This is a genomic window from Streptosporangium longisporum, from assembly GCF_039534895.1.
Lineage (GTDB): Bacteria > Actinomycetota > Actinomycetes > Streptosporangiales > Streptosporangiaceae > Streptosporangium > Streptosporangium longisporum.
The window spans coordinates 1036402-1059115 of sequence record NZ_BAAAWD010000006.1 but is presented as its reverse complement, the minus strand read 5'-3'; the positions used below and the strand labels follow the sequence as shown (position 1 = coordinate 1059115).

21 protein-coding genes and 1 pseudogene are annotated in these 22714 nt (G+C 68.8%); 16 read left to right on the top strand and 6 right to left on the bottom strand.

The window, feature by feature from the left end:
* Positions 1–3 precede the first annotated feature (3 nt).
* From nuoL to ABD832_RS08865, 5 genes are all read left to right on the top strand, one after another.
* Positions 4–1866, top strand: a complete 1863-nt coding sequence (gene nuoL / locus ABD832_RS08885; RefSeq protein WP_344893400.1) for an NADH-quinone oxidoreductase subunit L — start codon at positions 4–6, stop codon at positions 1864–1866.
* Positions 1866–3416 carry an NADH-quinone oxidoreductase subunit M gene (locus ABD832_RS08880; RefSeq protein WP_344891035.1) on the top strand — a complete coding sequence of 517 codons (1551 nt, stop codon included), beginning with the start codon at positions 1866–1868 and terminating at the stop codon, positions 3414–3416. The genes nuoL and ABD832_RS08880 overlap by 1 nt, the downstream gene beginning before the upstream one ends.
* The gene (gene nuoN, locus ABD832_RS08875) at positions 3413–4966 is read left to right on the top strand and encodes an NADH-quinone oxidoreductase subunit NuoN (protein WP_344891032.1); all 1554 of its coding nucleotides are present in this window, start codon (positions 3413–3415) and stop codon (positions 4964–4966) included. The genes ABD832_RS08880 and nuoN overlap by 4 nt, the downstream gene beginning before the upstream one ends.
* A gap of 14 nt (positions 4967–4980) precedes the next feature.
* Positions 4981–5976: a polyprenyl synthetase family protein gene (locus ABD832_RS08870; RefSeq protein ID WP_344891030.1), complete on the top strand. Its 996-nt coding sequence runs from the start codon at positions 4981–4983 to the stop codon at positions 5974–5976.
* 151 nt (positions 5977–6127) lie between these two features.
* Positions 6128–6529, top strand: coding sequence for a MarR family winged helix-turn-helix transcriptional regulator (locus tag ABD832_RS08865; protein ID WP_344891027.1), 402 nt, complete (start codon positions 6128–6130; stop codon positions 6527–6529).
* A gap of 163 nt (positions 6530–6692) precedes the next feature.
* On the opposite strand, the gene rarD is transcribed toward ABD832_RS08865, so the two are convergent.
* Complete coding sequence (gene rarD / locus ABD832_RS08860) at positions 6693–7610, bottom strand: EamA family transporter RarD (RefSeq protein ID WP_344891024.1); 918 nt, start codon at positions 7608–7610, stop codon at positions 6693–6695.
* Positions 7611–7746: 136 nt separating this feature from the next.
* On the opposite strand from rarD, the gene msrA reads away from it, so the two are divergent.
* Together msrA and ABD832_RS08850 are read left to right on the top strand one after the other, a co-directional pair.
* Positions 7747–8406 carry a peptide-methionine (S)-S-oxide reductase MsrA gene (gene msrA, locus ABD832_RS08855; protein ID WP_344891021.1) on the top strand — a complete coding sequence of 220 codons (660 nt, stop codon included), beginning with the start codon at positions 7747–7749 and terminating at the stop codon, positions 8404–8406.
* Positions 8407–8657: 251 nt separating this feature from the next.
* Positions 8658–8852, top strand: a complete 195-nt coding sequence (locus tag ABD832_RS08850; protein ID WP_344891018.1) for a hypothetical protein — start codon at positions 8658–8660, stop codon at positions 8850–8852.
* Positions 8853–8883: 31 nt separating this feature from the next.
* Here ABD832_RS08850 and ABD832_RS08845 read toward each other — a convergent pair whose 3' ends face one another.
* On the bottom strand, positions 8884–9324 hold the full coding sequence (locus ABD832_RS08845; protein ID WP_344891015.1) for a hypothetical protein: 441 nt from the start codon (positions 9322–9324) through the stop codon (positions 8884–8886).
* A 742-nt stretch (positions 9325–10066) separates the two neighbouring features.
* Positions 10067–10558, bottom strand: coding sequence for a hypothetical protein (locus ABD832_RS08840; protein WP_344891012.1), 492 nt, complete (start codon positions 10556–10558; stop codon positions 10067–10069).
* 694 nt (positions 10559–11252) lie between these two features.
* Between ABD832_RS08840 and ABD832_RS08835 the strand changes: the two genes are divergently transcribed.
* From ABD832_RS08835 to ABD832_RS08825, 3 genes are all read left to right on the top strand, one after another.
* The gene (locus tag ABD832_RS08835; protein WP_344891009.1) at positions 11253–11609 is read left to right on the top strand and encodes a type II toxin-antitoxin system RelE/ParE family toxin; all 357 of its coding nucleotides are present in this window, start codon (positions 11253–11255) and stop codon (positions 11607–11609) included.
* Positions 11606–11905, top strand: a complete 300-nt coding sequence (locus tag ABD832_RS08830; RefSeq protein WP_344891006.1) for a helix-turn-helix domain-containing protein — start codon at positions 11606–11608, stop codon at positions 11903–11905. Before ABD832_RS08835 ends, ABD832_RS08830 begins: the two co-directional genes overlap by 4 nt.
* Positions 11906–12280: 375 nt before the next feature.
* Positions 12281–13155 (top strand): IS5 family transposase gene (locus tag ABD832_RS08825; protein ID WP_344891003.1). Its coding sequence is split into 2 segments (ribosomal slippage): positions 12281–12661 and positions 12664–13155, totalling 873 coding nucleotides; the frame shifts between segments, so codons are not numbered across the junction.
* Between the two features lie 182 nt (positions 13156–13337).
* Here the strand turns inward: ABD832_RS08825 and ABD832_RS08820 are convergent.
* Positions 13338–13766: a hypothetical protein gene (locus tag ABD832_RS08820; RefSeq protein ID WP_344891001.1), complete on the bottom strand. Its 429-nt coding sequence runs from the start codon at positions 13764–13766 to the stop codon at positions 13338–13340.
* An 830-nt stretch (positions 13767–14596) separates the two neighbouring features.
* Between ABD832_RS08820 and ABD832_RS42095 the strand changes: the two are divergent.
* The 6 genes and pseudogenes from ABD832_RS42095 to ABD832_RS08795 form a co-directional block, all read left to right on the top strand.
* Positions 14597–14830: pseudogene (locus ABD832_RS42095) on the top strand (helix-turn-helix domain-containing protein); the annotation flags it as partial.
* A 348-nt stretch (positions 14831–15178) separates the two neighbouring features.
* Positions 15179–16456 (top strand): beta-galactosidase, encoded by a 1278-nt coding sequence (locus ABD832_RS08815; protein WP_344890998.1) that lies wholly within the window; start codon positions 15179–15181, stop codon positions 16454–16456.
* A 362-nt stretch (positions 16457–16818) separates the two neighbouring features.
* On the top strand, positions 16819–17439 hold the full coding sequence (locus ABD832_RS08810; protein WP_344890995.1) for a hypothetical protein: 621 nt from the start codon (positions 16819–16821) through the stop codon (positions 17437–17439).
* 292 nt (positions 17440–17731) lie between these two features.
* Positions 17732–18679, top strand: a complete 948-nt coding sequence (locus ABD832_RS08805) for a PaaX family transcriptional regulator (RefSeq protein ID WP_344890992.1) — start codon at positions 17732–17734, stop codon at positions 18677–18679.
* A gap of 512 nt (positions 18680–19191) precedes the next feature.
* Positions 19192–20421: a cellulose binding domain-containing protein gene (locus ABD832_RS08800; protein ID WP_344890988.1), complete on the top strand. Its 1230-nt coding sequence runs from the start codon at positions 19192–19194 to the stop codon at positions 20419–20421.
* 353 nt (positions 20422–20774) lie between these two features.
* Positions 20775–21278 carry a calcium-binding protein gene (locus ABD832_RS08795; RefSeq protein ID WP_344890986.1) on the top strand — a complete coding sequence of 168 codons (504 nt, stop codon included), beginning with the start codon at positions 20775–20777 and terminating at the stop codon, positions 21276–21278.
* A gap of 196 nt (positions 21279–21474) precedes the next feature.
* On the opposite strand, the gene ABD832_RS08790 is transcribed toward ABD832_RS08795, so the two are convergent.
* Together ABD832_RS08790 and ABD832_RS08785 are read right to left on the bottom strand one after the other, a co-directional pair.
* Positions 21475–21852, bottom strand: a complete 378-nt coding sequence (locus ABD832_RS08790; protein WP_344890983.1) for a GntR family transcriptional regulator — start codon at positions 21850–21852, stop codon at positions 21475–21477.
* Positions 21849–22661: a hypothetical protein gene (locus tag ABD832_RS08785; RefSeq protein WP_344890980.1), complete on the bottom strand. Its 813-nt coding sequence runs from the start codon at positions 22659–22661 to the stop codon at positions 21849–21851. Before ABD832_RS08785 ends, ABD832_RS08790 begins: the two co-directional genes overlap by 4 nt.
* Positions 22662–22714: the final 53 nt, after the last annotated feature.

The window sequence follows — 22714 nt, the reverse complement described above, 5'->3', positions numbered from 1 at the left end:
CTCATGATCGCGCTCCCGTTGCTCGGCGCCGCGGTCCTGTTGCTGCTCGGGCGCCGCTCCGACCGCTGGGGACACCTCCTCGGCGTCGCGATGTCCCTGGGCGCCTTCGCGGTGGCCGTCGCCGTCTTCCTCCAGCTGCTCGGCCTGAGCCCCGAGCAGCGCCGCCAGGGCGTCCCGCTGTACGAGTTCATCCCCGGCGTCGCCGACATGGGGCTGCTGATCGACCCGCTGTCGATCAGCTTCGCGCTGCTGATCACCGGTGTGGGATCGCTGATCCACATCTACTCGATCGGTTACATGTCGCACGACCACGACCGGCGCAGGTTCTTCGCGTACCTGAACCTGTTCGTCGCGGCGATGCTGCTGCTGGTGCTGGCCGACAACTACATCGCCCTGTTCATCGGCTGGGAGGGCGTGGGCCTGGCCTCGTACCTGCTGATCGGGTTCTGGTACGTCAGGCCGCGCGCTGCCACCGCCGCCAAGAAGGCGTTCGTCGTCAACCGCGTCGGTGACTTCGGCCTCCTGATCGCGATCTTCACGATCTTCACGGTGTTCGGCACGGTCGACTTCCAGTCGCTCACCAAGACGGCCGTCGGCGGTGCGCTGCAGGCAGGCGCGGTCTCGCAGGCGACGCTCACCGCGATCGGCCTGCTGCTGCTGCTCGGCGCCTGTGGCAAGTCGGCCCAGCTGCCGCTGCAGTCCTGGCTGCTGGACGCGATGGAGGGCCCGACCCCGGTCTCGGCCCTCATCCACGCCGCGACCATGGTCACCGCCGGTGTCTACCTCGTGGTCCGCTCCGGCGCGTTCTTCGAGCTCGCCCCGACCGCGCAGCTCGTCGTGACGATCGTCGGCGTGGCCACCCTGCTCGCCGGTGCGATCATCGGTTGCGCCAAGGACGACATCAAGAAGGGCCTGGCCGGCTCGACGATGTCGCAGATCGGCTACATGATGCTCGCCGCGGGCCTGGGCCCGGTGGGCTACGCGTTCGCCATCGCGCACCTGATCACGCACGGCTTCTTCAAGGCCAACATGTTCCTCGGCGCCGGCTCGGTCATGCACGGCATGAACGACGAGGTGGACATGCGCAGGTACGGCGGATTGTTCCCGGTGATGAAGGTCACCGCGATCACGTTCATCATCGGCTACCTCGCGATCATCGGCTTCCCGCTGCTGTCCGGTTACTTCACCAAGGACGGCATCATCGAGACGGCCGTGCACCACAACGCGATCCTGGGCTGGCTCGCGGTGCTGGGCGCCGGCATCACCGGCTTCTACATGTCGCGGATGGTCTTCATGACCTTCTTCGGCAAGCGGCGCTGGGCCGACGACGCCCACCCGCACGAGTCGCCCGCCGTGATGACGATCCCGCTGGTCGTGCTCTCCATCGGCTCGATCTTCCTGGGCGCCTTCCTGGTCCTGGGCAACCGGTTCATGCTGTTCATCGCCCCGGCCGTCGGCCGTCCCGAGGAACTGCCCCACTTCGACCCCTTCGCCCCCACGGGCCTGGCCACGCTCGCGCTGGTCGCGGTCGGCGCCGCGTTCGCCTGGTTCCGCTACGGCGCCGCCGAGGTGCCCGCGCTCGCCCCGCGCGGCTCGTTCCTCACCACGTTCGCCCGTCGTGACCTCTACGGCGACACGCTGAACGAGGCGCTGCTCATGCGTCCCGGCCAGTGGCTGACCCGGATCGCGGTGTTCTTCGACAACCGCGGCATCGACGGTGTGGTCAACGGCCTGGCGGCGGGGATCGGCGGCTCCTCCGGCCGGCTGCGCCGCATCCAGACCGGCTACGTACGGTCCTACGCGTTGTCCATCCTCTTCGGTGCCGCCGTGGTCGTTGGCGCGCTGCTCTACGTAGGGAACATGTGATGCCCTGGCTCTCGACCCTGATGGCCGTGCCCGTTCTGGGCGCGGTGGGTGTCTCCCTTGTCAAGAGTGACAAGCTCGCCAAGCAGCTGGCCATGGTGGTCTCGCTGGTCGTGCTCGCGCTGACCGTCGCCGTCGCCGTGCAGTTCAACCCCACCTCGCAGACCCGCTTCCAGTTCGCCGAGGTCTACGACTGGATCCCGCGCTTCGGCGTGCACTACGGCGTCGGCGTGGACGGCATCGCGCTGGTGCTGATCGCGCTGTCGGCGGTGCTGGTGCCGATCGTGATCCTCGCCTCCTGGCACGACGCCGACGGCACGGTCGTGACGGTGCCGGGCGAGGAGCCCAGGACCGTGACGCCGAAGCGGTCGGTGAAGACCTACTTCGCGCTGCTGCTGGTGCTCGAAGCGATGATGATCGGTGTCTTCGCGGCCACCGACGTCTTCCTGTTCTACGTCTTCTTCGAAGCCATGCTGATCCCGATGTACTTCATGATCGGGTCGTACGGCGGGGCGCAGCGGTCCTACGCGGCCGTGAAGTTCCTGCTCTACTCGCTCTTCGGCGGGCTGCTCATGCTGGTCGCGGTGATCGCCCTCTACGTGGTCGCCGCCAAGGGCACCTTCATGTTCCCCGAGCTCATCGGGGCCGTACAGGACCCGACCACGCAGAAGTGGCTCTTCGCCGGCTTCTTCATCGCCTTCGCCGTCAAGGCGCCGCTGTGGCCGTTCCACACCTGGCTGCCCGACGCCGCCGCGCAGGCCCCGGCCGGTGCCGCGGTGCTGCTGGTGGGCGTGCTGGACAAGGTCGGCACGTACGGCATGCTCCGCTTCTGCCTGGAGCTGTTCCCCGGGGCGTCGAAGTTCTTCACCCCGCTGGTGATCGTGCTCTCGGTCGTCGGCATCGTCTACGGCGCGATCGTGGCCATCGGCCAGACCGACATGAAGCGCCTGATCGCCTACACCTCGATCTCGCACTTCGGCTTCATCGCGCTGGGCGTGTTCGCGATGACCAGGGACGGCGGCACCGGTGCCACCCTCTACATGGTCAACCACGGCTTCTCCACGGGCGCGCTGTTCCTGATCGCGGGCTTCCTGATCTACCGCCGGGGCTCCAGCCGGATCGCCGACTACGGGGGCGTGCAGAAGGTCGCCCCGGTGCTCGCCGGCACCTTCCTGATCGCCGGTCTGTCCGGGCTCTCGCTGCCCGGCCTGTCGACGTTCGTCAGCGAGTTCATGGTCCTGCTCGGCACCTACGAGCGGTACGCGATCCCGGCGATCATCGGGACGACCGGCGTGATCCTGGCGGCCGTCTACATCCTGTGGATGTACCAGCGCACGATGAACGGGCCGATGGCCGAGTCGGTCGCGACCCTGCCCGACCTCGACCGGCGTGAGAAGTGGGTGATGGCGCCGCTGATCGCGGTGATCCTCGTCCTGGGCTTCTTCCCCAAGCCGATGCTCGATGTGATCAATCCCGCGGTGGACAAGACGCTCTCCAGCGTCGGCGTCGAACCGTTCACCCCCGCCGTGGCGGAGAAGGGGGCCGGTCAGTGAACGGCACCATCCAAGCCCCGACGATCGAATACGCGCTGCTCTCACCGATGCTGCTCGTGTTCGGCGCGGCGATCGTCGGTGTGCTCGTCGAGGCGTTCGCGCCCCGGTACCTGCGCAAGTCGATCCACGTGCCGCTCACCCTGCTCGCCCTGTTCGGCGCGTTCGTGACGACCGTGCTGGCCGCCCGCGGCGGTCTGCCGGACGCCCCGGCGGCCATGGGCGCGGTCGCGGTGGACGGGCCCTCCCTGTTCATCTGGGGCGTCATCCTCATCCTGGCCCTGGTCAGCACCCTCCTGATCAACGAGGAGGACCAGTTCGTCGCGCAGGCGGCGGCCGTGCCGGGAAGCCCGGACGAGGAGGAGGCGATCCTCGGCGGGTACGCCCAGACCGAGGTCTACCCGCTGCTGCTGTTCTCGGTCGGCGGCATGCTGCTGTTCGCCGCCGCCAACGACCTGCTGGTCATGTTCGTCGGCCTGGAGGTCCTCTCCCTGCCGCTGTACCTGCTGTGCGGTCTGGCCCGCCGTCGCCGCCTGCTCTCGCAGGAGGCCTCGGTCAAGTACTTCCTGCTCGGCGCGTTCTCCTCGGCCTTCTTCCTGTACGGCACGGCCCTGATCTACGGCTACGCCGGTTCGGTGGACCTCGCCGCCGTCAACACCGCGCTCGGCAGGGTCAGCGGCCAGGAGACGCTGCTGCTGATCGGCACCGCGATGCTCGGCATCGGCCTGTTCTTCAAGATCGGTGCCGCGCCCTTCCAGGCGTGGAAGCCCGACGTCTACCAGGGCGCGCCCACCGCGGTCACCGCCCTGATGGCCTCCACCGTGCTGGTGGCCGCCTTCGGCGCGCTGCTGCGGGTCTTCTGGGTGGCGCTGGGCGGCCTGGAGTGGAACTGGCAGCCGGTCATGTGGGGCGTCGCGATCCTCACGATGATCGTCGGCGCGATCCTCGCGATCACCCAGACCGAGATCAAGCGGATGCTGGCGTACTCCTCGATCGCGCACGCGGGCTTCCTGCTCACCGGCGTCGTCGCGATCAGCGACACCGCCAAGGAGAACTCCACCACCCTGTCGGCCATCCTGTTCTACCTGGCCGCGTACGGCTTCACCACGGTGGGCGCCTTCGCGGTCGTCACCATGGTCCGCGACGCGGGCGGCGAGGCGGGGCACCTGTCGCGCTGGGCCGGTCTGGGCAAGCGGTCCCCGATCCTGGCAGGCATCTTCGCGTTCTTCCTGCTGGCCTTCGCGGGCATCCCGCTCACGAGCGGCTTCTTCGGCAAGTACGCGGTGTTCTCGGCCGCGGTCGCCGGGGGCGCGCTGCCGCTGGTCGTCGTGGGCGTGGTCACCTCGGCCGTCGCCGCGTTCTTCTACGTCCGCGTGATCGTGCTGATGTTCTTCAACGAGCCCTCCGCCGACGGGCCGTCCATCGCGGCGCCCACGGTGGGGACCTCGGCTGTGGTGGCCTTGGCGGCAGCGGCTACGGTAGTGCTCGGGGTCTTCCCGCAGCCGGTGCTCGATCTCGCGGATCAGGCTGCGTCCGCGCTGTTCATTCGCTAGAGGAGTAATGGTCCATGGCTGCGCCACCGGTTGTTGATCTTCCGTTCGTCGACGAGCGGCTGGCGCAGGATGTCGCGACAGGGTTGGCGGAGGTCGAGAAGCTGCTGCGGTCCTCGGTGCAGAGCGACGACGCCTTCGTCACGGAGGCGTCCAAGCACCTCATCGAGGCGGGCGGCAAGCGGTTCCGCGCCATGCTGGTCCTGCTCGCCGCCCAGTTCGGTTCGCCCGATGCCCCGGGCGTGGTGCCCGGGGCGGTGGTGATCGAGCTGACCCACCTGGCGACGCTCTACCACGACGACGTGATGGACGAGGCCCGGGTCCGCCGGGGGTCCCCGTCGGCGAACGCCCGCTGGGACAACACCGTGGCGATCCTGACCGGTGACTACCTGTTCGCCCAGGCCTCGGAGATCCTCGCCGACCTCGGCGCCGACATCATCAGGATCCAGGCCCAGACCTTCTCCCGCCTGGTACGCGGCCAGATCCGCGAGACCATCGGCCCCCGTCCCGGCGAGGACCCGGTGGCCCACTACATCGGGGTGCTGGCCGACAAGACCGGCTCGCTGATCGCCACCTCCGGCCGGTTCGGGGCCCTGCTCAGCGGGGCCTCGCCCGACGTGGTGGAGCGCGTCACCCGGGCGTGCGAGGCCATCGGGGTCGCCTGGCAGCTGAGCGACGACCTGCTGGACGTCGCCGCCGAGTCGGTCGAGTCGGGCAAGACGCCCGGCACCGACCTGCGCGAGGGCATCCGGACCCTCCCCGTGCTCTACGTGCTGGCCTCCGACGGTCCCGGGAGCGCCCGCCTGCGTGAGCTGCTGGCCGGGCCGGTGGCCGAGGAGGACGTCGAGGAGACCCTGCGCCTGCTCCGCGCCGACCCCGCCATGGAGCGGGCCCGCGCTGAGCTGCTCGCCTGGACCGACCGGGCCCGGCAGGACCTGGCGGCCCTTCCCGACATCCCGGCGCGTGCCGCCTACCTGGCCCTGTGCGACTACGTGGTGGAGCGTTCGGGCTGACACGTCGTCCCTCCGGGCCGGGCGGTGGCCCGGCCCGCGGGAGAGCCGCGACGGCCCGCAGGGGAGTCGCCGGATAGCTACATGCCTGTGCAAGCAAATGTTGCACGTGCATGTAGACTCCTGTTGGATAGGAAATCCAGGAGGAATCACCATGTCGTGGGACCATTTCGCCCTCTTGCACGCCCGGGTGGAGGCGGAGCTGGCCAAGGCGCTCCAGCGGGGGCACGGCCTCGGCCTCTCGGAGTACCGCGCCCTGGGGCGGCTCGCCACCGCCCCCAAGGGCTGCATGCGCATGCAGGAGCTCGCCGAGGCCGTGGGCCTCAACCAGAGCTCGGTGACACGCCTGGTCGCGCGCCTCGAAGAGGCCGGGATGACCCGTCGCGACCTCTGCGCGGACGACCGCCGGGGCGTCTACTCGCTGATCACCGACGAGGGACGCGCCCGCCTGGCCGACGCGACGCCCACCTACGAACGCTCACTGTCCTCGGCACTGGAGCAGGCCGGCATCGACCCCGTCCTCACCCCGCTGGTCCACGCCGTACGCGGCTCCTGAGGGCGTCGCCTTCGGGGTCTCTTCTTGGGACCGGGCCTTTCCGGAGCGGGCCTTTCCGGGGGAGAGGGCTTCCGGGCACGGAGCCTCCCGAAGACGAAGGCCCGTGAGGGCAAGGGCCCGGGGGAGACGCGTCCGGGGGCGGTGTCCCGCCCCGGGGCGTCGGTCAGGTGCCCGCGGTCACCGGTGTGGCGATCGCCGCCTGGCGGGCCCGTCCGGCCGCGCGGAGGCTGTCCCAGGTGAAGACCGACAGTGCCAGCCAGATGATGACGAACCCCACCCAGCGGCTGGGCGGCATCACCTCGCGCGCCACGAGCACCCCGCACAGGAACTGCAGGATCGGGGCGATGTACTGCAGCAGGCCGATCGTGGTGAGCGGCACCCGGATCGCGGCGGCGGTGAAGCACAGCAGCGGAACGGCGGTGACCACCCCCGCCCCGGCCAGCAGCAGCGCGTGTCCCACCCCCCACTGCCCGAACGAACTCGTCCCCTGCTGCCCCAGATAGGTCAGGTAGCCCAGCGCGGGCAGCAGCAGCACCAGCGTCTCGACCGTCATGCTCTCCGCGGACCCCACCCCGGCGATCTTCTTGATCAGCCCGTAGGTGCCGAAGCTGGCGGCCAGCACCAGCGCGATCCAGGGGAGACGCCCGTAGTCGATGGCCAGGACGACCACCGCCACCGTGCCCAGCCCCACCGCGGCCCACTGCCACGGCCGCAGCCGCTCCTTCAGCAGGAAGACACCGAACACCACGCTGACCAGCGGGTTGATGAAGTATCCCAGGGCGCTCTCGACCACGTGCCCGGTGTTGACGGCGTAGATGTAGACGCCCCAGTTGAGCGTGATGACCGCCGCGGCCAGCGCGAGCAGGCCGAGCTTCGCCGGGGTGCGCATCAGCTCACGGAACCAGGACCAGTGACGGCGTACCGCCAGGATGACCACGACCGCCACCAGGGACCAGGCGATACGGTGGGCCAGGATCTCCAGGGCGCCCGACGGCTTCAGCAGGGGCCAGTAGAGCGGGAACAGTCCCCACATGGTGTAGGCGGCGACACCGTACAGAACTCCCCGACGTGCTTCAGGCATGACCCCTATCTTCGCTGCTTACACGATTTAACGCAATTTAGTAGTACTTTTGCGATCGTTAAGCGTTCCTTACGGGAACATCGACGGGCCGCAGCCGGTTGCCACCTGGTGAGAACGCGTCAGAGGAGGTCTCACGATGGGCTGGCTGTTCGGCAACAAGACCACGATGGTGTCCCCGGAGAACGCGCTTCCGGGACGCCCCACACCGATCACGGTGCCCGGCCGCCACGCGGTCCTCGATGCCCCGCTCGCCCCGCCGTACCCCGAGGGAAGCGAGATCGCCGACTTCGGGCTCGGCTGTTTCTGGGGCGCTGAGCGCATCTTCTGGCAGACCCCGGGCGTCGTCACCACCTCGGTCGGCTACGGGGGCGGTCACACGCCGAACCCGACCTACGAGGAGGTCTGCACCGGCCGGACCGGCCACACCGAACTCGTCCGCGTCGTCTTCGACCCCACCAGGGTGTCGTACGAGGAGCTGCTCCGCGTCTTCTGGGAGGCGCATGACCCCACCCAAGGCATGCGCCAGGGCAACGACGTCGGCACGCAGTACCGCTCGGCGATCTACTTCCACTCGCCCGAGCAGGAGAAGTCGGCCCTGACCTCACGCGACGCCTACCAGAAGGTGCTCACCGACTCCGGCTACGACCCCATCACCACGGAGATCGCCCCGGCCGGGGAGTACTTCTTCGCGGAGGAGTATCACCAGCAGTATTTGTTCAAGGTCCCCAACGGCTACTGCGGGATCGGCGGAACGGGTGTGGCCTGCCCGACAGGGTTGACGACCTCAGAGGAGTAGTCCCCGAATTTAGAGACCTCCGTGTACGGCGAGCATGCCGTTCGGGGGTCTCAGTGCCCTCGGCAAGCTAGGAGAGGCCCTCACATAGGTAGCGCCTGAGCACCTCGAACAGCGCAATTTCGGGATGCCCTCTCTCTGTGAGAGCCTCCCGCCGTCGAGCTCATGACCATCAATCGGATCACCACAGAGCAGCAGGCTTTACGGCATGCGATGGACAAGGGCAGCACGACGGTTGGGGCTTCGGTATAGCAGTGCGCACCCACCGGGGTGGCTACGCGCCGATCGGCCAGTTTGGCTGGGACGGCGGATCAGGCACCTCCACCTACGCAGACCCCGTCAACGGGCTCACCGGAATCCCGCTCACCCAGGTCGGGATGTCCGCGCCGAACTCGGCGCACCTCATCCACGACTTCTGGACCACCCTCTACCAGGCACTCGACAACTAACCTCCTGATCTCCCCGGCTCCTCAGGGGAGATCAGGGGCGGCCGGTTGCCAAGGCGACCAGGAACTGGCCCCCACCCGCGTCGACGCTCGCGGTCACCGGCAGCCCGGGGGCCAGTCGGGAGAAGCGGTCGACGAGCCAGTCGGCCGCCTCTTGGGCATCTTTCTTGCTCAGGCAGCGGCCGACCAGTTCGCGGCCGCCCTTTCGTTCGAGACGCTCAGCCACGGCGATGAGCGGCGCGGGGTCTGCCACGTGCAGGCGTTCTGGCCAGGCGATGACCACCTTGACCGCGCCCTTGCGCGTGTTGCAGGCGCGATGCGCGAGCCTCGGGACGACCTTGGTCTTCCGGTCAGCGGTGCGACTGTCGACGCTGGGGCCACGCGGGTCGTTCACCGACATGTCGGCATCGACTGGCTCATCGCACACCCAGCAGCGCCAGCCGTCACGCTCCGCCACTTCTTCAAGAAGACTCATTTCGCCAGCCTAGGCCCTGTGGATCTGGGTGTTCCGGGCAGCGGCGATCTTCTACTGCCGGGCTTCCTTGGCGAGGATGTAGGAGGGGCGCGCTTCGGGTCTTCCGTCGCCTGGCCGTTCTGGTCGATGGAGACCTGGTGCTGCGCCTGCCGATAATCCCGACCGGCCAGGTCATGGGCTTGCGGAGCCCAGGGTGGCGTGGTTGGCCATGCCCAGTCCGGCAGTGGATCGCTGCTCTTCGCATGGGTCACATAGATACACGCTCGTAGGGACCGGGGTCTCATGCCCGGTCGGCCTGACCTCCGGCGAGGCGTAGGACTGCGGATTCATTGAGATCCTGGCCCTTGATCGCCCGGCGTGTCCGGTAACGATCTTGGGCCAGAGCCGTTTGTCGGTCTTCAGTTGGTGATCGACGGATCAGTGTCGGCTGGTGCTTTCCATCAGGCCTGGATCGTGTAGTCGATGTGGCCGCCTGCTCGCAGCCGGTCGACCTCCTTGACGGTGGTTCGAGGGTGCTGCGACAGCTCCTCGCCGTCGAACAGCACCCGAGATCGGGTCTCTTCAAGAACGACGGTGACGACCTTGCCGCGATGGACCTGGCCGACCTGGACCTTGCAGCCGGCGCGACCACGAGGGTGCCGTTGCCGGCCACCACCCGCTCCACCGTCGGGACGCGGCCGACGGCGGGGTTGGGCTGTGGGCCAGGCGGGCGCCGCCGCCCCGGTCGTCGCCGAGGCCGTTGTCATCCGGCGTCCTGGCGCGGGTCGGTCCACGCCTCTGTGACGCGGCCGCCCGGCAGTGCGATATCCAGCTGCCGACACCACGATCGCGTCGGCGTCCATCCTCCGGCCGGAGTGAAGTTCACACGCAGTAGGCGGGCCGAGCCGGGAACCGGCCCACCCAGGTAGCGAGTTCCATGCGCGGCCGTCTTGCCGTCTGGATCGAAGGCACCACCATTATCGCCGCGGTAAAAGGTGCCAAGGTCATCCTCCGCAGACAGGGTCCAATACCAGAAGAACGATCCTTTGAGATCCATCTCGTGTTGCCGCAGTCCCGGAACGAACTCGTAGTGCAGCACACCGTCGGCGCCTGATGTCTCCAGCCCGCGGGCGACCACGTGGTGGTTTTCCAGCAGTTCCCCAAGATCGATGTCAAAGACGATGTCGAGACGTCTCGACCCGCCCATCTTGGCGAAGTAGGCGTCGGTAGCCGTACGCGGCGGAATCCTGATCACGACCCTCAGCATCGGACACGACTGAGAAGCGTGCCACTCAATATTCGCCCTGGGAAGACGCCGCTGACAAGGCGACTGCCCTTCCCTACGGATCAGAAGGTGGGGTTTCGACTACCTTCGGCCGCATGCATACGAGAAGGCCCCTGAAAAGGCATCACGCCATCAGGGGCTTTCTTGATCGTTCGAGCTTCTTGTTGACAGTTCGCTGCCGCCTACCCGGGCACTGTCTGATTCTCAGATCAGCGAGTCCGGTGCCGTCGCGCCTACCTCGCGCCTACCTCGCGCCTGGTGACACGGACCTGAGTGGAGGGTCGTTCAGGACGCGATGGCGGCGGCTTGGCAGGTGGTCACCTTTGAGACGGGCAATCGAAGACGATCCGTATGCGGAGATCCCGCAGGGCAGCCTCCAGCGATCGCGGGGCCTGCCCGTAGTCGACCTTGGTCTGGGTGGTGAGGCGCTGCTCGAGTTAGGCGCGCGGGTCCCGCTCGCCGCTCGGAATGCGGCCCGTACGACGAGTTGCTCACCCCGGTGCAGCAGGACCGGAGGGGCCCATCGGAGGGCGGTGCCGAGGCGGAGACGGTGAGGGTGATTACCCGGTTCCGTCGTATTCCTCCAGGATCTGCTCCTTCGATGGACGGCCGTGATCGGTCAAAAGCAAAGTGTGACGAAAGTGTGGCCCATAGCATCAACGCTATGAGCTGGGGTACCGTAGAGCTGGAACCGGAAGTTCAAAAGTGGCTTGAAGGTCTCCCTGCGGCATCGTTCGCGAGGGCGGCCTTCTATGTCGATCTGCTCGCGGCGGAAGGGCCTCTACTGGGAGAGCCCTATACGAAGCAACTGGACGGCAAGCTGCGCGAGCTCCGGTTTCATTATGACGAGTTCGCCATGCGCATCACCTACTGGATCGCACCTCATCGCCGGATCGTGCTCTTGACCGTGTTCCACAAGACGCGGATGCGTGATGACCGTGAGGTCGAGCGGGCCCGGCGAGCCATGCGGCGCTGTGTCGAATTGGCGCACACCGTCGACGAGGGAGAAGAAACAGCATGAGCGGGCAGGGGAACTGGCGGGAACTCAGAGATCGTCGGATGGCCGAGCCGGGCGCGGCCGAGGCTTACGAGGCCACACGTCTCGCCTACGAGCTGGGTAGGACGGTCCGAGGGATGCGTGAGGGGCGAGACTGGAGTCAGAGCGACCTGGCTCGTGCGGCGGGCATGACACAGTCGGCCGTGGCGCGGTTCGAGGCAGGGGGGACCATCCCCACGTTGCCGGTTCTGGAGCGTCTGGCGCGTGCCCTGGACGCGGATGTCGAGGTTCGCCTGACGCCACGGGCTCCCGCCGCTTGAGCCGGGGCTCAACGCCGATGGGAAAGCTGTCGTCATGCCGCTGACACCACGCGGGTACTGCAGCGTCGGTGGCACCAACGTCAAGTTGGGTGACCCGTCCGAGTGGAGCGCCTGCCAGACGGGCCTGACGAGCTCGGAGCAGTAAGCGCGTAGGGAGGAGACCCTCCTTTACGGCTTCCCTAGGTTCTGTTTCGTGGATCACTGAACGCTGAGCATGAGCCTCACACAGCTTTTGTGCTGCGTGCGGCTCGCGCTCGCGCCGTGCTTGTGAGGCCATTGCCCGGGCCTCGGATGAGGGGCCTTCCGCCCCCTCGCACTCCCGGCTATTGACGGGTTTTCCTGCTAAAAGCTCGATGGTGTGGCTCGATAGAGCCCATGGTCCGTCGCCATGAACTCACCGATGACGCCTGGGCGCGTATTGAGCCCCTGCTACCGGCCAACCCCGAGCGTGGTGGCCGCTGGCGTGATCACCGCCAGGTGCTCAACGGCATCGTCTGGAAGATCCGCACCGGCGCCGACTGGCGCGACGTCCCCGAGCGTTATGGTCCCTGGCAGACCATCTATCAGCGGTTTCGCCGCTGGTCAGCCGATGGGACCTTCGCCCGGCTGCTGGAATACGTCCAGGTCCATGACGATGCGATCGGCCAGGTCGACTGGTCGGTCATCTGCGTGGACTCCACCATCGTGCGCGCCCGCCAGCACGCCGCCGGTGCCCGTAAAGGGGGACCCATCACGGCACACCGGGGCAGCAACCCGGTCAGATCCATCAGGGCCGACAGGCGCTCGGGCGCTCGCGCGGCGGACTGACCACCAAGATTCACCTGGCTGTCGACGGGCGCGGCCTGCCGATGGCGTTCGTCCTCACCGGCGGCAACATCAACGACTGCACCCAGTTCACCGCCGTGATGGAGGCCATTCGCGTGCCCCGCACCGGCGCCGGCCGGCCACGCACCCGGCCCGCCCAAGTGATCGCCGACAAGGGCTACAGCTCCCGCACCATCCGCACCTACCTCCGTCGACGCAAGATCGGTGCAACCATTCCCGAGCGCGCCGACCAACTGGCCGGACGAGCCCGCCGCGGACACCGCCGCCACGCCTTCGACCCGATCCGCTACAAGCGGCGCAACGTCGTCGAACGCTGCTTCAACCGGCTCAAGCACTTCAAAGGCATCGCCACCCGCTACGACAAGCTCGCCGCCCACTACCGATCGGCCGTGATCATCGCCTGCCTACTGCTCTGGCTCAGATGATCCACGAAACAGGACCTAGCAACAGGTCTGGACGGACCTGGACGACCGTGGAGCGAGGGACCTCATAAGCCCGCCCGAGCAGGCCCGGAAGGCGGGCTGTGAACGGTCCTGGAGGATCGTGTTCTAACTCGTGATGAAGGGGGCCGAGATTCGACCAGGCAGGTCGTGAGGGTTTCCCTGCTCTACTCCGCACGTACGGTTACCGCTGCTAGCGGCGCGTGAAAGATCAAGCGCAGTATGAAGGTGTCCAGTGTGAACATGTCGGTGCCGTCCCAGGCGAACAGTCCGACCTGTCCCGGTGGAGCATCAGGGTCGGTGGCCACGCAATCATGGCCCTCCTGGTCCTCGTACCACTCGACGAGGCGGACGTCCTCGAACCGAAAGACCACGATGGGCGTCTTCGACAACTCGAGTGAAGTCCACTGTGGGTCGTAGACGAACTCCAGCTTCAACGTCGGCGGCCTGCCGGGCTCGTAGGTCAGGCGCCTGAAGGCGGTGTCGTGAAGGTAGACGTGGGCGCCCTCCTCGGTCCAGAACTCGTACAGCCCTCCCGTGGAGGAGATGCCACGATCCTTGTCCTTGGTCACGCCGGCGAACTCGGTCACTGACATAAGGACATGGTCCTACAGCTGGAACGATCTCGTGGGTGCTGGCGGAGCAGTGACAGCAACGTCTCCGCATACGGACTCACTTCAGCTACCGTCCACCACTCTCTGATCACGGTCTCCGTTCCCCGATCAGGGCGATTGGTCCGCCTTAAAAGCGGAAGGTCATACTGCCGCAGAACTTCCGGTACTTGATCCTGACGGTGTGACCGGTAGTCGGTGGATCGTTTACGCCTTCGCGAGGAACGTCACCCAAGGTTGAGCCGATACCTCAGTGAACGCCGTGGCAGATCTGCCGCAAGCGTCATGGCAGTTCTGCCGTGGTCACCGGATTCACCTGAGAAACGGCAGGAACGGCTGGGGGGTGACCGTGAACATCGGGCGGTCACAGGTGCGCAGGCATGCCACCGGCAGGTCGCGAGGGGTTCGGGTCGCGATCCGGATTCACCGACGTGTGAAAGGGGCCGGTCCCGTGCGGGCTCACGTCACGGCCTGCAGGTGCGGCATGTCCCCCTGCGTCCGAGTCGGCAACGGCACCGGTCTCGGGCGAAGGTTCCGAAGGCCGTGTGACGGAAGACGGAAGCAGGTATCCACCCCGCCCGGCCGGATCGGGGAACGTACCCGTGACCGTCATCGGCACCGGAAGCGGCGACGCGGTACGACCTTCCGCTCTCCGGTGGAGCAATCGTCCCGCTCGGCTGGACGAGCCTGTTGTCAGGAAGATCTGTGACGTATCGTCACACTGTCGATCAACTCGGCACGCGCGGCACAGGGCGTGAATGTGACGCTTACCGACCGGGAGGAACCTGGGAGGGCGGGTTCTTCGTCGGCCCAGGATGCTCCACCATTTTGGATCAGGGGGACGAGAGATGGGAGGGGCGCCGGCGGAAGATCTGGCTGAACTGCTCACCGAACTGAAGCAGCGCAGCGGCCGCAGCTACGAGGCACTGGCACGCCGTACCGGCATGAGCCGATCCACGGTGCACCGTTACTGCCGCGGCGAGATCGTGCCGGACACCTACGGGACGGTGGAGCGCATCGCCAAGGCGTGTGGTGCGAGCAAGGCCGAGTTGGACGAGCTGTACCGGCGCTGGAGGCGCGCTATCGCCTCTCTGGAGCAGAGGGCGGCGGAGGCACCCGGGTTCGTGCCGTCGCCTCCTCCCGCGGACCCCGATGAGACCGGGGCCGCCGAGAACGCGCCGGTCCCGGATCAGCAGGTCACGGAACGAGACCCACGAGAGCCACGGGGCCCGGAGGCGGCCGGGGAAACTCCGGAGCCGCGGGACCAGGAAGCGACCGGGAAAACTCCAGACCCGCGGGGTCAGAAGGCGGCCGAGGAGACTCCGAAGCCCCCGGCGAGCGGCGTGACCCCGCGGCGGTCCAGGTACGTCGATGTACGGCCCAGGACGTTCCTCGGCATGGGACTGGTGATCCTGTGCGTGTTCGTCCTGACCGCGGGCTCGTCGCCCGCACGGCAGCCGTCCCGGCAGGCGCAATGGGTGAGCGGCCCCTCGTGGACCCTGCCCGAGACGTCGGTGCCGCGCACGCTCTTCGGCGTCACCATCAACACCGGGACCGGGGCCATGCCGGCGTTCCGGGTCGGCGCGGTGCGCCTGTGGGACAGCGGGACACGCTGGGCGGAGATCCAGCCGGAGCGGGGTACGTTCGACTGGGCGGTGCTCGACCGGCACGTCGACGGCGCGGAGAAGGCCGGGCTCCCCGTACTGTTCGTCATGGGGGGCACTCCCGCGTGGGCCAGTCCCGCGGGTCCTCTGTCTCCCTACCCGGACGGCACGCGGGCGGCGCCGCCCGACGACCTGAACGACTGGGACGCGTTCCTGCGCGCCGTGGCGAAACGCTACGCGGGACGTATTCAGGCCTACGAACTGTGGGTGCTGGGCAACGACCGGCGGTTCTACGCGGGCAGCATGGAGACCCTGGTGGAGATGACGCGCCGGGCCGGCCGGATCATTCGAGCGGCGGACCCCGAAGCGACCCTGGTATGTCCCGGCATGGGGCAGTTGTGGACCGCCGAGGGCCGTCGGATGTTCCAGCGGTTCACCGCGCTCGGCGGGTACGGTCACTGCGACGTCGCCGGGATCAAGCTTCACCAGCGCACCCCGTCCGACCCTCCGGAAAGCATGCTGGAACTCGTGAGCACCGTCGACCGGGCGTTCCACCGGGCCGGTATCCATCCCCGGTTGTGGAACACCGGTACCACCTACGCGATCCGGCTGCAGGGGCCGTTGGACGAGACCAGGGCCAGGAACCACGCCGTGCGCTTCTTCCTCACCGGTCTGTACGCGCGCAACCTCAACCTCGAACGCATGTACTTCTACAACTGGGGCGGCACCAAGATCCCGATCGTCCTGCAGGCGGTGGGAGGGGTCCCCACCGGTGCCGCGCTGGCGGTGGAACAACTGCAGCGGTGGCTGGTCCACGCCCGCAGTCGTTCGTGCGGCCACGGGACGGCCATCAACCTGCCGGAGAACGTCTGGCAGTGCGAGGTCTCCGTCGCCAAGCCCGGGGATCACCACGAGGCGGCGATTCGCTGGACGGTCGGCGGGACGGCCGAGACCACGGCCGGCCCGCGCGTCCGCGCGGTGCGCCGGCTGGACGGCACCACGGAGACCGTCCGGCCGGGAGACGTGATCACGATCACCGAGGAGCCGATCCTCATCGAGTCCCGGTTCTAGGACCGAAAACAGCCGCCGTCCGTGCCCTCGTACCGGCTCCGGCCGTGTCGGCGGGCGTCGACGCCCGCGCCCGCCGGTGAGCACGTTCGTCACGGTGCCGCGTGCGGGTGGGATGCGGAGGGACGACGGCCGAGAAGTGCCGGGTGGAACATCCCATTTCTCTGGGTTTGTGCAGGTGGGACGGGGTCCTTCGTCCCAGTGTCCCAGGAGGGTGTCCGGGCGTTGCCGGTGCCGGCGGGTGCTGTCACTGTTTCTCACGTCACGGGGGACGGGCGCCGACGTGGTTCGCGAGTGAGCAGGACGCATCGTGCGTCGGCGCCCGACGTGATCGTCGTACCCCAGCCCTCGACCAAGGACTACACATGGCACCGGTAAAGCACCGCCTGGTCCGCTACCTCGCCGTCTCGTTCGCGCTGGCCGTGTCGGCCGTCACCTTCCAGCCTCCGATCGCGGCGAACGCCGACGACGCGCCCGGCATCCAGGCGCAGCAGACACCCGGTCCCGACGACAGGCCTGCCGGCCTCCAGCCGAAGCCACTGGACGCGACCCCGCTGCGGCCCGCCCCGGACGCCGGCACCACGTCGCGGACCCCGGATGCGGCGGACGCCGCCGCCGCCGTGGAGTGCTGCGGTCTCGTCATCCGGTACAACAGCATCCAGAACCTCGTCGTCGCCGCGAACATCAACGCCGGCAACGTCGGCAAGGGGGGCAACTGCAACATCTGGAACTGGAACGGAGGCAACGTCTGGAGTCCGGTGAACCCCGGACGCAACTGCGACACGCGGAGCATGAACGGTCACACCTACAGCTGGAACATCTGGGCCGACACCGACGCGTTCACGCTCCAGTACGAGGACTACTGGCTGAACTTCCACGGGTCGTGGCGCAGGATCGGCGCCAACGTCTACACCAAGATCAGCAGCATCGAGACGGCGAAGTGCTACCGCGAGTCGGACGGCGTCAACTGCTACGTCGTCTACTGACGCCGGGCCACCGGGACCGGACGCGCCGCCGCCGCTCACGGGGTCCGTCACCGGGCGGCGGCGGGTACGGGTGACGCACGACCCCTGACCACACGCACTCCGGTCAGGGGCCGTGCCTCGTTCGCGGACCCGCAGGCCGCCACACCGCGTACACGGCGCCCATCCACCGCCACACCGCGTACGCGACCTCCGGGGACGTACGCGGAATCGCCCGGCAGCGACGTGAGCTCCGGGCGACGGCGCAGGTCCGGGGGCGTTCGGCAAGGGCGTCGTCATGAGGCAAGCTGATGGCGTGAGTGTCCATGTGTCTTCGGACGATGTCGGAGTCCCGCGGGCGCAGGCAGGTCCCAACCCGCAGCACCTGCTGACGACCCTGCTCGGTGAGTACCTCGACTCCTCGGACGCCGACCTCCCGTCGATGGCGGTGGTCGCGATGCTCGGGGAGTTCGGCATCAGCGAGTCCAGCGCGCGGGCCGCGTTGTCCCGGCTGACCAGGCGTGGCCTGATCGCCGTACGGGGAACCGGGCGGCCGCCCGTGTACCACCTCACGCCCCGGGCGATCGCCAGGCATCGCTCCCGGATGGATCACTTCCTGGGCTTCGGCGCCCGTCCGCCGCGGTGGACCGGCGACTGGGTGACCGTCTCCTTCTCCATCCCCCAGTCCGGCCAGGCCCCGCGGCACACGGTTCGCAAGGCTCTGGGAGCGCTGGGGTTCGCGCGGCTGTACGACAGCGTATGGATCCGGCCCGGTTCCGACTCCGGTCCGGTGACCCAGGCGCTGCACGACATCCTGGACGACGTCGACGGCAGCCGATGGTCGGTGATGCACGCCCGTTTCGACCAGGAGGCCGGCCCGCACGGTCCGGCCGCGGCCTACGATCTGGCCGGTCTCGCCTCGGCCTACGAGGCCTTCATTGCGCGGTACGCGGAGCTGCGGGTGGCCGTCCGCGACGGGGAGGTCGACGCGACCCGGGCGCTGGTGGCCCGGACCTCCGTCATGGACTCCTGGCGCAGGTTCCCCGACATCGACCCGGACCTCCCCGCCCACCTCCTGCCGGCGCCGTGGCCCCGCCAGGCCGCCAGAGACCTCATGCTGGAGATCCATTCCGCTCTCGGCTCGCTCGCCGAGGCGCGGCTCGTCCAGGTCGCGACACCGTACTGGCCGGACGCCGCGTCCTGGATCACCCACTTCCGGGCGTCGGAGAACTCCGTGTCGGTCCCGGCCGGCCGGGACGGCTGAAAGAAACTTTCATCCACACCGACGACCGTCCGGCCGCCACGCCATGTCTCGTGACGGCCGAGGCGCGCCGGTCTCCCGGCTGCGGACGCCCACCGCGATCCCCCCGGAGCGTCAGCTCGGCGGGCGCCGTGACCTGTGCCGGAGCCGCCCGTGCCGGTACGTCCTCCCGGTGCCGTTCCGAAGGGTCGCGTGATCGGCCGTCCCACGTCCGGAGCCGGGTGCGCCGGGAGCGTCCCCGGTCCGCACGCGCACCGCTCGCCCGGCCGCAAGCACTTTCTTGACACTTTTCATCACCGCGGTGATAGTAACTGCACATTGCTCGCGTCGGCCCGTTCCGCCTGAAACGAGCATGTCCTGTGGCCGACGGCCGGCCCTCTCGATCTCCCGCCGCGGCCGGTGTCGGCCACACCGGCCGCGGCGGGAGCGGCCAGGCCGCTGCCGAGCTCCGCCGGTGTGCGCCGCGCATGCCGCGTCCGACACGGAGCGCTGTTGTGACACCTTCGGAGGGCGAAATGAGAAGACGCTCGATCATCGGCGCGGTACTGGCGGCCGTGGTCGCCCTGGTCTGCGCCGCGACGGTGGCGCTCACCATGACGCCGAGCGTCGCGGCGGCCCGCTACGCGGGTCCCTACCCGGCCGGTTACGAGACCTCGGCCGGCCTGCCCAACCACACCGTTTACCGGCCCGGGACCCTGCCGTCCGAGAAACTCCCCGTCTTCGTGTGGGGCAACGGCGGCTGCTCCGCCAACGGGACGTCGCAGCTGAACTTCCTTCGCGAGATCGCCTCGCACGGATTTCTGGTCATCGCCAACGGCAGCCCGAACGGCTCCGGCTCGACGACGTCCCAGATGCTCACCCAGTCCATCGACTGGGCGATCGCGGAGAACGGCCGCCAGGGCGGCAAGTACCACGGCAGGCTCGACACCGGCAAGATCGCCGCAGGGGGCTTCTCCTGCGGCGGGCTGGAGGCCTACGCCGTCTCCGACGACCCGCGGATCACCACGACCACCATCTTCAGCAGCGGGTTGCTGAACGACGCCGACGACTACCAGCTCCGCCGGCTGACGAAGCCGATCGCCTACTTCATCGGCGGGCCCAGTGACATCGCCTACCCGAACGCCATCGACGACTGGGGCAAGCTGCCGGCGGGACTGCCCGCGTTCATGGGCAATCTGAACGTTGGGCACGGCGGCACCTACGGCCAGCCCGACGGCGGTGAGTTCGCCCGTGTGGCGGTGCTGTACCTGAAGTGGCGGCTGAAGGGCGACACGACGGCCGGCGCGGCCTTCGTCGGCCCCGGCTGCGGCCTGTGCAACACCCAGTGGCAGGTCCAGCAGAAGAACCTCACGCTCGACGGCGGTACCCCTTCCCCGACCCCCACCGTCACCCCGTCGCCCTCCCCGACACCCACCGTCACCCCCTCCCCGACGCCCGGCGACGGCGGGCCCCGGGGCTGCTCGGCGACCTACGCGGTGCAGGACCAGTGGGCCGGCGGGTTCGTCGCCGCCGTGAACGTCACCGCGGGCGGCACCGCGATCGACGGCTGGAGGGTCACCCTCACCCTGCCCGCGGGAGCCACGATCAGCTCCCTGTGGAACGGCGTCACCTCCGGCACCGGCGGCACCGTGACCGTCACCAACCAGAGCTACAACGGGCGGTTGCCGGCCGGGCAGAGCGCCGGCTTCGGCTTCCAGGCCGGCGGGAGCGGCGCCGGAGCGACCGTCACCTGCACCGCCGGCTGATCCCGCGGCCCGCCCCCGGCGGGGCTCACCAGGGGCCGGGCCGACCGGCCCCTGGCCGCGCGGGGCCGGGGCCGGTGTCCTGCCGGAACCGCGGCGTCCCCTGTCGTCGTCCACCGGCTCGCTCGTGCCCGCGCGTCGCCGCTCTCCTCGTCCCGGGTGTCGCAAGCCGGACGTGTACGGGCCGACGACCGGCGGTCCCCACGTCATATATGCATCGTGCCGCCCTTGTTCCGTAGGTATTTGGACCCGTAACGGGCGTGCATTTCACCACAGACCGCAGGAGGGGTGAGGCGCTTTCCTTGTGTCATCGGCCCGACGGGGGCCGGGAACACCGAATTGAAGGATGAATGAAAATGCGTCGTCACATCGCCGCCCTCGCCCTCACCGTCGCCGGTTTCGCCGGTATGGCGTCCATGGCGGCTCCCGCCCAGGCGGCCGCGCCGATCACCGTGACCGTGAGTCTCGGCGGCATGTCGGTCGTCGGCACGACCGTCTCCGACCTGATCACCCTGGCCGAGGGTGGCGGCGGCACCATCACGGTGACCGGGGCGGGCGTCACCTCCAGCGACAGCGACTGCCAGGCGATCTTCAACGGGGTCAGCTGCAAGAACGCCAGCTCGATCATGGTCAACATGCGCCAGGGCGACGACATCGTCAACAACGACACCGTCAACCGGTTCACCGAGATCTTCGGCTCGGCCGGCCACGACACCCTCTGGGGCGGCACCGGCCGTGACGTCCTCGTCGGCGGCAGCGGCAACGACTTCCTGCACGGCCGTAACGGCCACGACACCACCGACGGCAGCGGCGACACCGACACCTGCACCGGTGAGGTCGAGGAGAACTGCGAGTTCTGAGCGACCGGCCTCCAGGGGAGGGGCCGGTGGTAGGCCGGGCGTCCGATGGGACGCCCGGCCTTTTCACGTCCGGCGGCACCGGTGGCGCCCGCAGTACCGGTGCCGTCGGTGGCGCCGGTGGCACGGCCGTCGGACGGCCGGCCGTGCGTTCCGACGGATCCACGGGCCGGCCGTGTCAGGCCGCGTACGGTCGCGGTCATGGCGAGGCCGGTGCCGCCGCGCCGGACGTCAGGGCCGCTTGCACGATGCGGATCGCCTCGCCCGTGTCGATGCCGACGCTGGCGATCACGGCCGCGTAGTCGGCGGCGGCCTGGACGGCCCGCTCCCGGCCCTCCTCGCCGGCGGCCGACACGAACGAGCCCGCCCGTCCGCGCGTCTCGATCAGCCCCGCCTCCTCCAGCTCCCGGTAGGCCCGGCCGACCGTGTTGACGGCCAGGCCGAGGTCGGCCGCGAGGTGGCGGATGGTCGGCAGCCTGGTGCCCACGGCCAGCGTGCGGTCCTGGATCTGCCGGGCGAGCTGGGCCCGCAACTGCTCGAACGGCGGTACCGGTGAGGCCGCATCGATGACGATCATCGAACGCCCATGACCCGCCGGGCCACCGTCGCGCACGACGGAGTCCTGGCATGGAGCGCGATGCACGCGGCCAGGCTCAGGACCATGTAGGCGGCCGCGGCGGCGCCCCACCAGCCGGGCGCGGTGCCGAACAGCACCACCGGCAGCGTCCACTGCACGCTCGGCGTGGTGAGCTCGCGGGCGTCCTCGACGCGCATGATGACGTCGGCGGTCAGCGACTCCTCGTCCTCCGCCACGACCGGCCGCCTGAGCAGGTGGCGCAGCTGCATGGCGGTGACGGCCGTCGCGCCGAGCAGGCCGATCAGCACGACGACGGCCAGCTGCCGCACGGTGGGGTCGGGAACGGCCAGGGTGCTCGCGGCCAGCACCATCGCGCCGGCGAACGTGGCGACCGCGAAAACGGCGTACGGCCGGCCGAGCACGGTCCGCCAGCCGGGCTGGACCGAATGGGCGGCCCTGCGGGACAGCGCCGCGCCCGCCCGCCGGTCGACGCGTCGCACCCACCGATCGAGCAGCCACTGTGCCAGCAGCAGCCCGGCCACCGACGCGGTCAGGGCCAGCAGCGGGAGCGGGTGATGCGGCGGGAAGCCTCCGAAAGCGGAAGTGGCGACGAAGGCGCTCACGATGATCAGTGCGGCCAGGATGACGTACGTGGCCAGGCGGGCGCGTTCCCGGACCGCCAGACGGCCGGCCAGCAGCGGGGTCGGGCGGGCGTCGGCCAGGTCGTGCCCGGCCAGCCACGCGCTCGCCGATCGCAGATCGACCGCACGCGCCGGCGAACCGGCGTCCGGTGACGAGTCGTGGATCATGGCACCTCCTTTGTCGCAAGCTTTGTATCAGCATGTTGCGTCATACCTTGCGA

What these genes read in the sequence shown, in the direction of transcription:
- ABD832_RS08795 (WP_344890986.1), top strand. Translation starts at nt 20,775, where the DNA reads ATGCGTCGTCACATCGCCGCCCTCGCCCTCACCGTCGCCGGTTTCGCC.
- ABD832_RS08810 (WP_344890995.1), top strand. Translation starts at nt 16,819, where the DNA reads ATGGCACCGGTAAAGCACCGCCTGGTCCGCTACCTCGCCGTCTCGTTC.
- ABD832_RS08880 (WP_344891035.1), top strand. Translation starts at nt 1,866, where the DNA reads ATGCCCTGGCTCTCGACCCTGATGGCCGTGCCCGTTCTGGGCGCGGTG.
- ABD832_RS08865 (WP_344891027.1), top strand. Translation starts at nt 6,128, where the DNA reads ATGTCGTGGGACCATTTCGCCCTCTTGCACGCCCGGGTGGAGGCGGAG.
- msrA (WP_344891021.1), top strand. Translation starts at nt 7,747, where the DNA reads ATGGGCTGGCTGTTCGGCAACAAGACCACGATGGTGTCCCCGGAGAAC.
- ABD832_RS08790 (WP_344890983.1), bottom strand. Translation starts at nt 21,852, where the DNA reads ATGATCGTCATCGATGCGGCCTCACCGGTACCGCCGTTCGAGCAGTTG.
- ABD832_RS08815 (WP_344890998.1), top strand. Translation starts at nt 15,179, where the DNA reads ATGGGACTGGTGATCCTGTGCGTGTTCGTCCTGACCGCGGGCTCGTCG.
- rarD (WP_344891024.1), bottom strand. Translation starts at nt 7,610, where the DNA reads ATGCCTGAAGCACGTCGGGGAGTTCTGTACGGTGTCGCCGCCTACACC.
- ABD832_RS08870 (WP_344891030.1), top strand. Translation starts at nt 4,981, where the DNA reads ATGGCTGCGCCACCGGTTGTTGATCTTCCGTTCGTCGACGAGCGGCTG.
- ABD832_RS08830 (WP_344891006.1), top strand. Translation starts at nt 11,606, where the DNA reads ATGAGCGGGCAGGGGAACTGGCGGGAACTCAGAGATCGTCGGATGGCC.
- ABD832_RS08820 (WP_344891001.1), bottom strand. Translation starts at nt 13,766, where the DNA reads ATGTCAGTGACCGAGTTCGCCGGCGTGACCAAGGACAAGGATCGTGGC.
- ABD832_RS08845 (WP_344891015.1), bottom strand. Translation starts at nt 9,324, where the DNA reads ATGAGTCTTCTTGAAGAAGTGGCGGAGCGTGACGGCTGGCGCTGCTGG.
- ABD832_RS08800 (WP_344890988.1), top strand. Translation starts at nt 19,192, where the DNA reads ATGAGAAGACGCTCGATCATCGGCGCGGTACTGGCGGCCGTGGTCGCC.
- ABD832_RS08835 (WP_344891009.1), top strand. Translation starts at nt 11,253, where the DNA reads ATGAGCTGGGGTACCGTAGAGCTGGAACCGGAAGTTCAAAAGTGGCTT.
- ABD832_RS08785 (WP_344890980.1), bottom strand. Translation starts at nt 22,661, where the DNA reads ATGATCCACGACTCGTCACCGGACGCCGGTTCGCCGGCGCGTGCGGTC.
- nuoL (WP_344893400.1), top strand. Translation starts at nt 4, where the DNA reads ATGATCGCGCTCCCGTTGCTCGGCGCCGCGGTCCTGTTGCTGCTCGGG.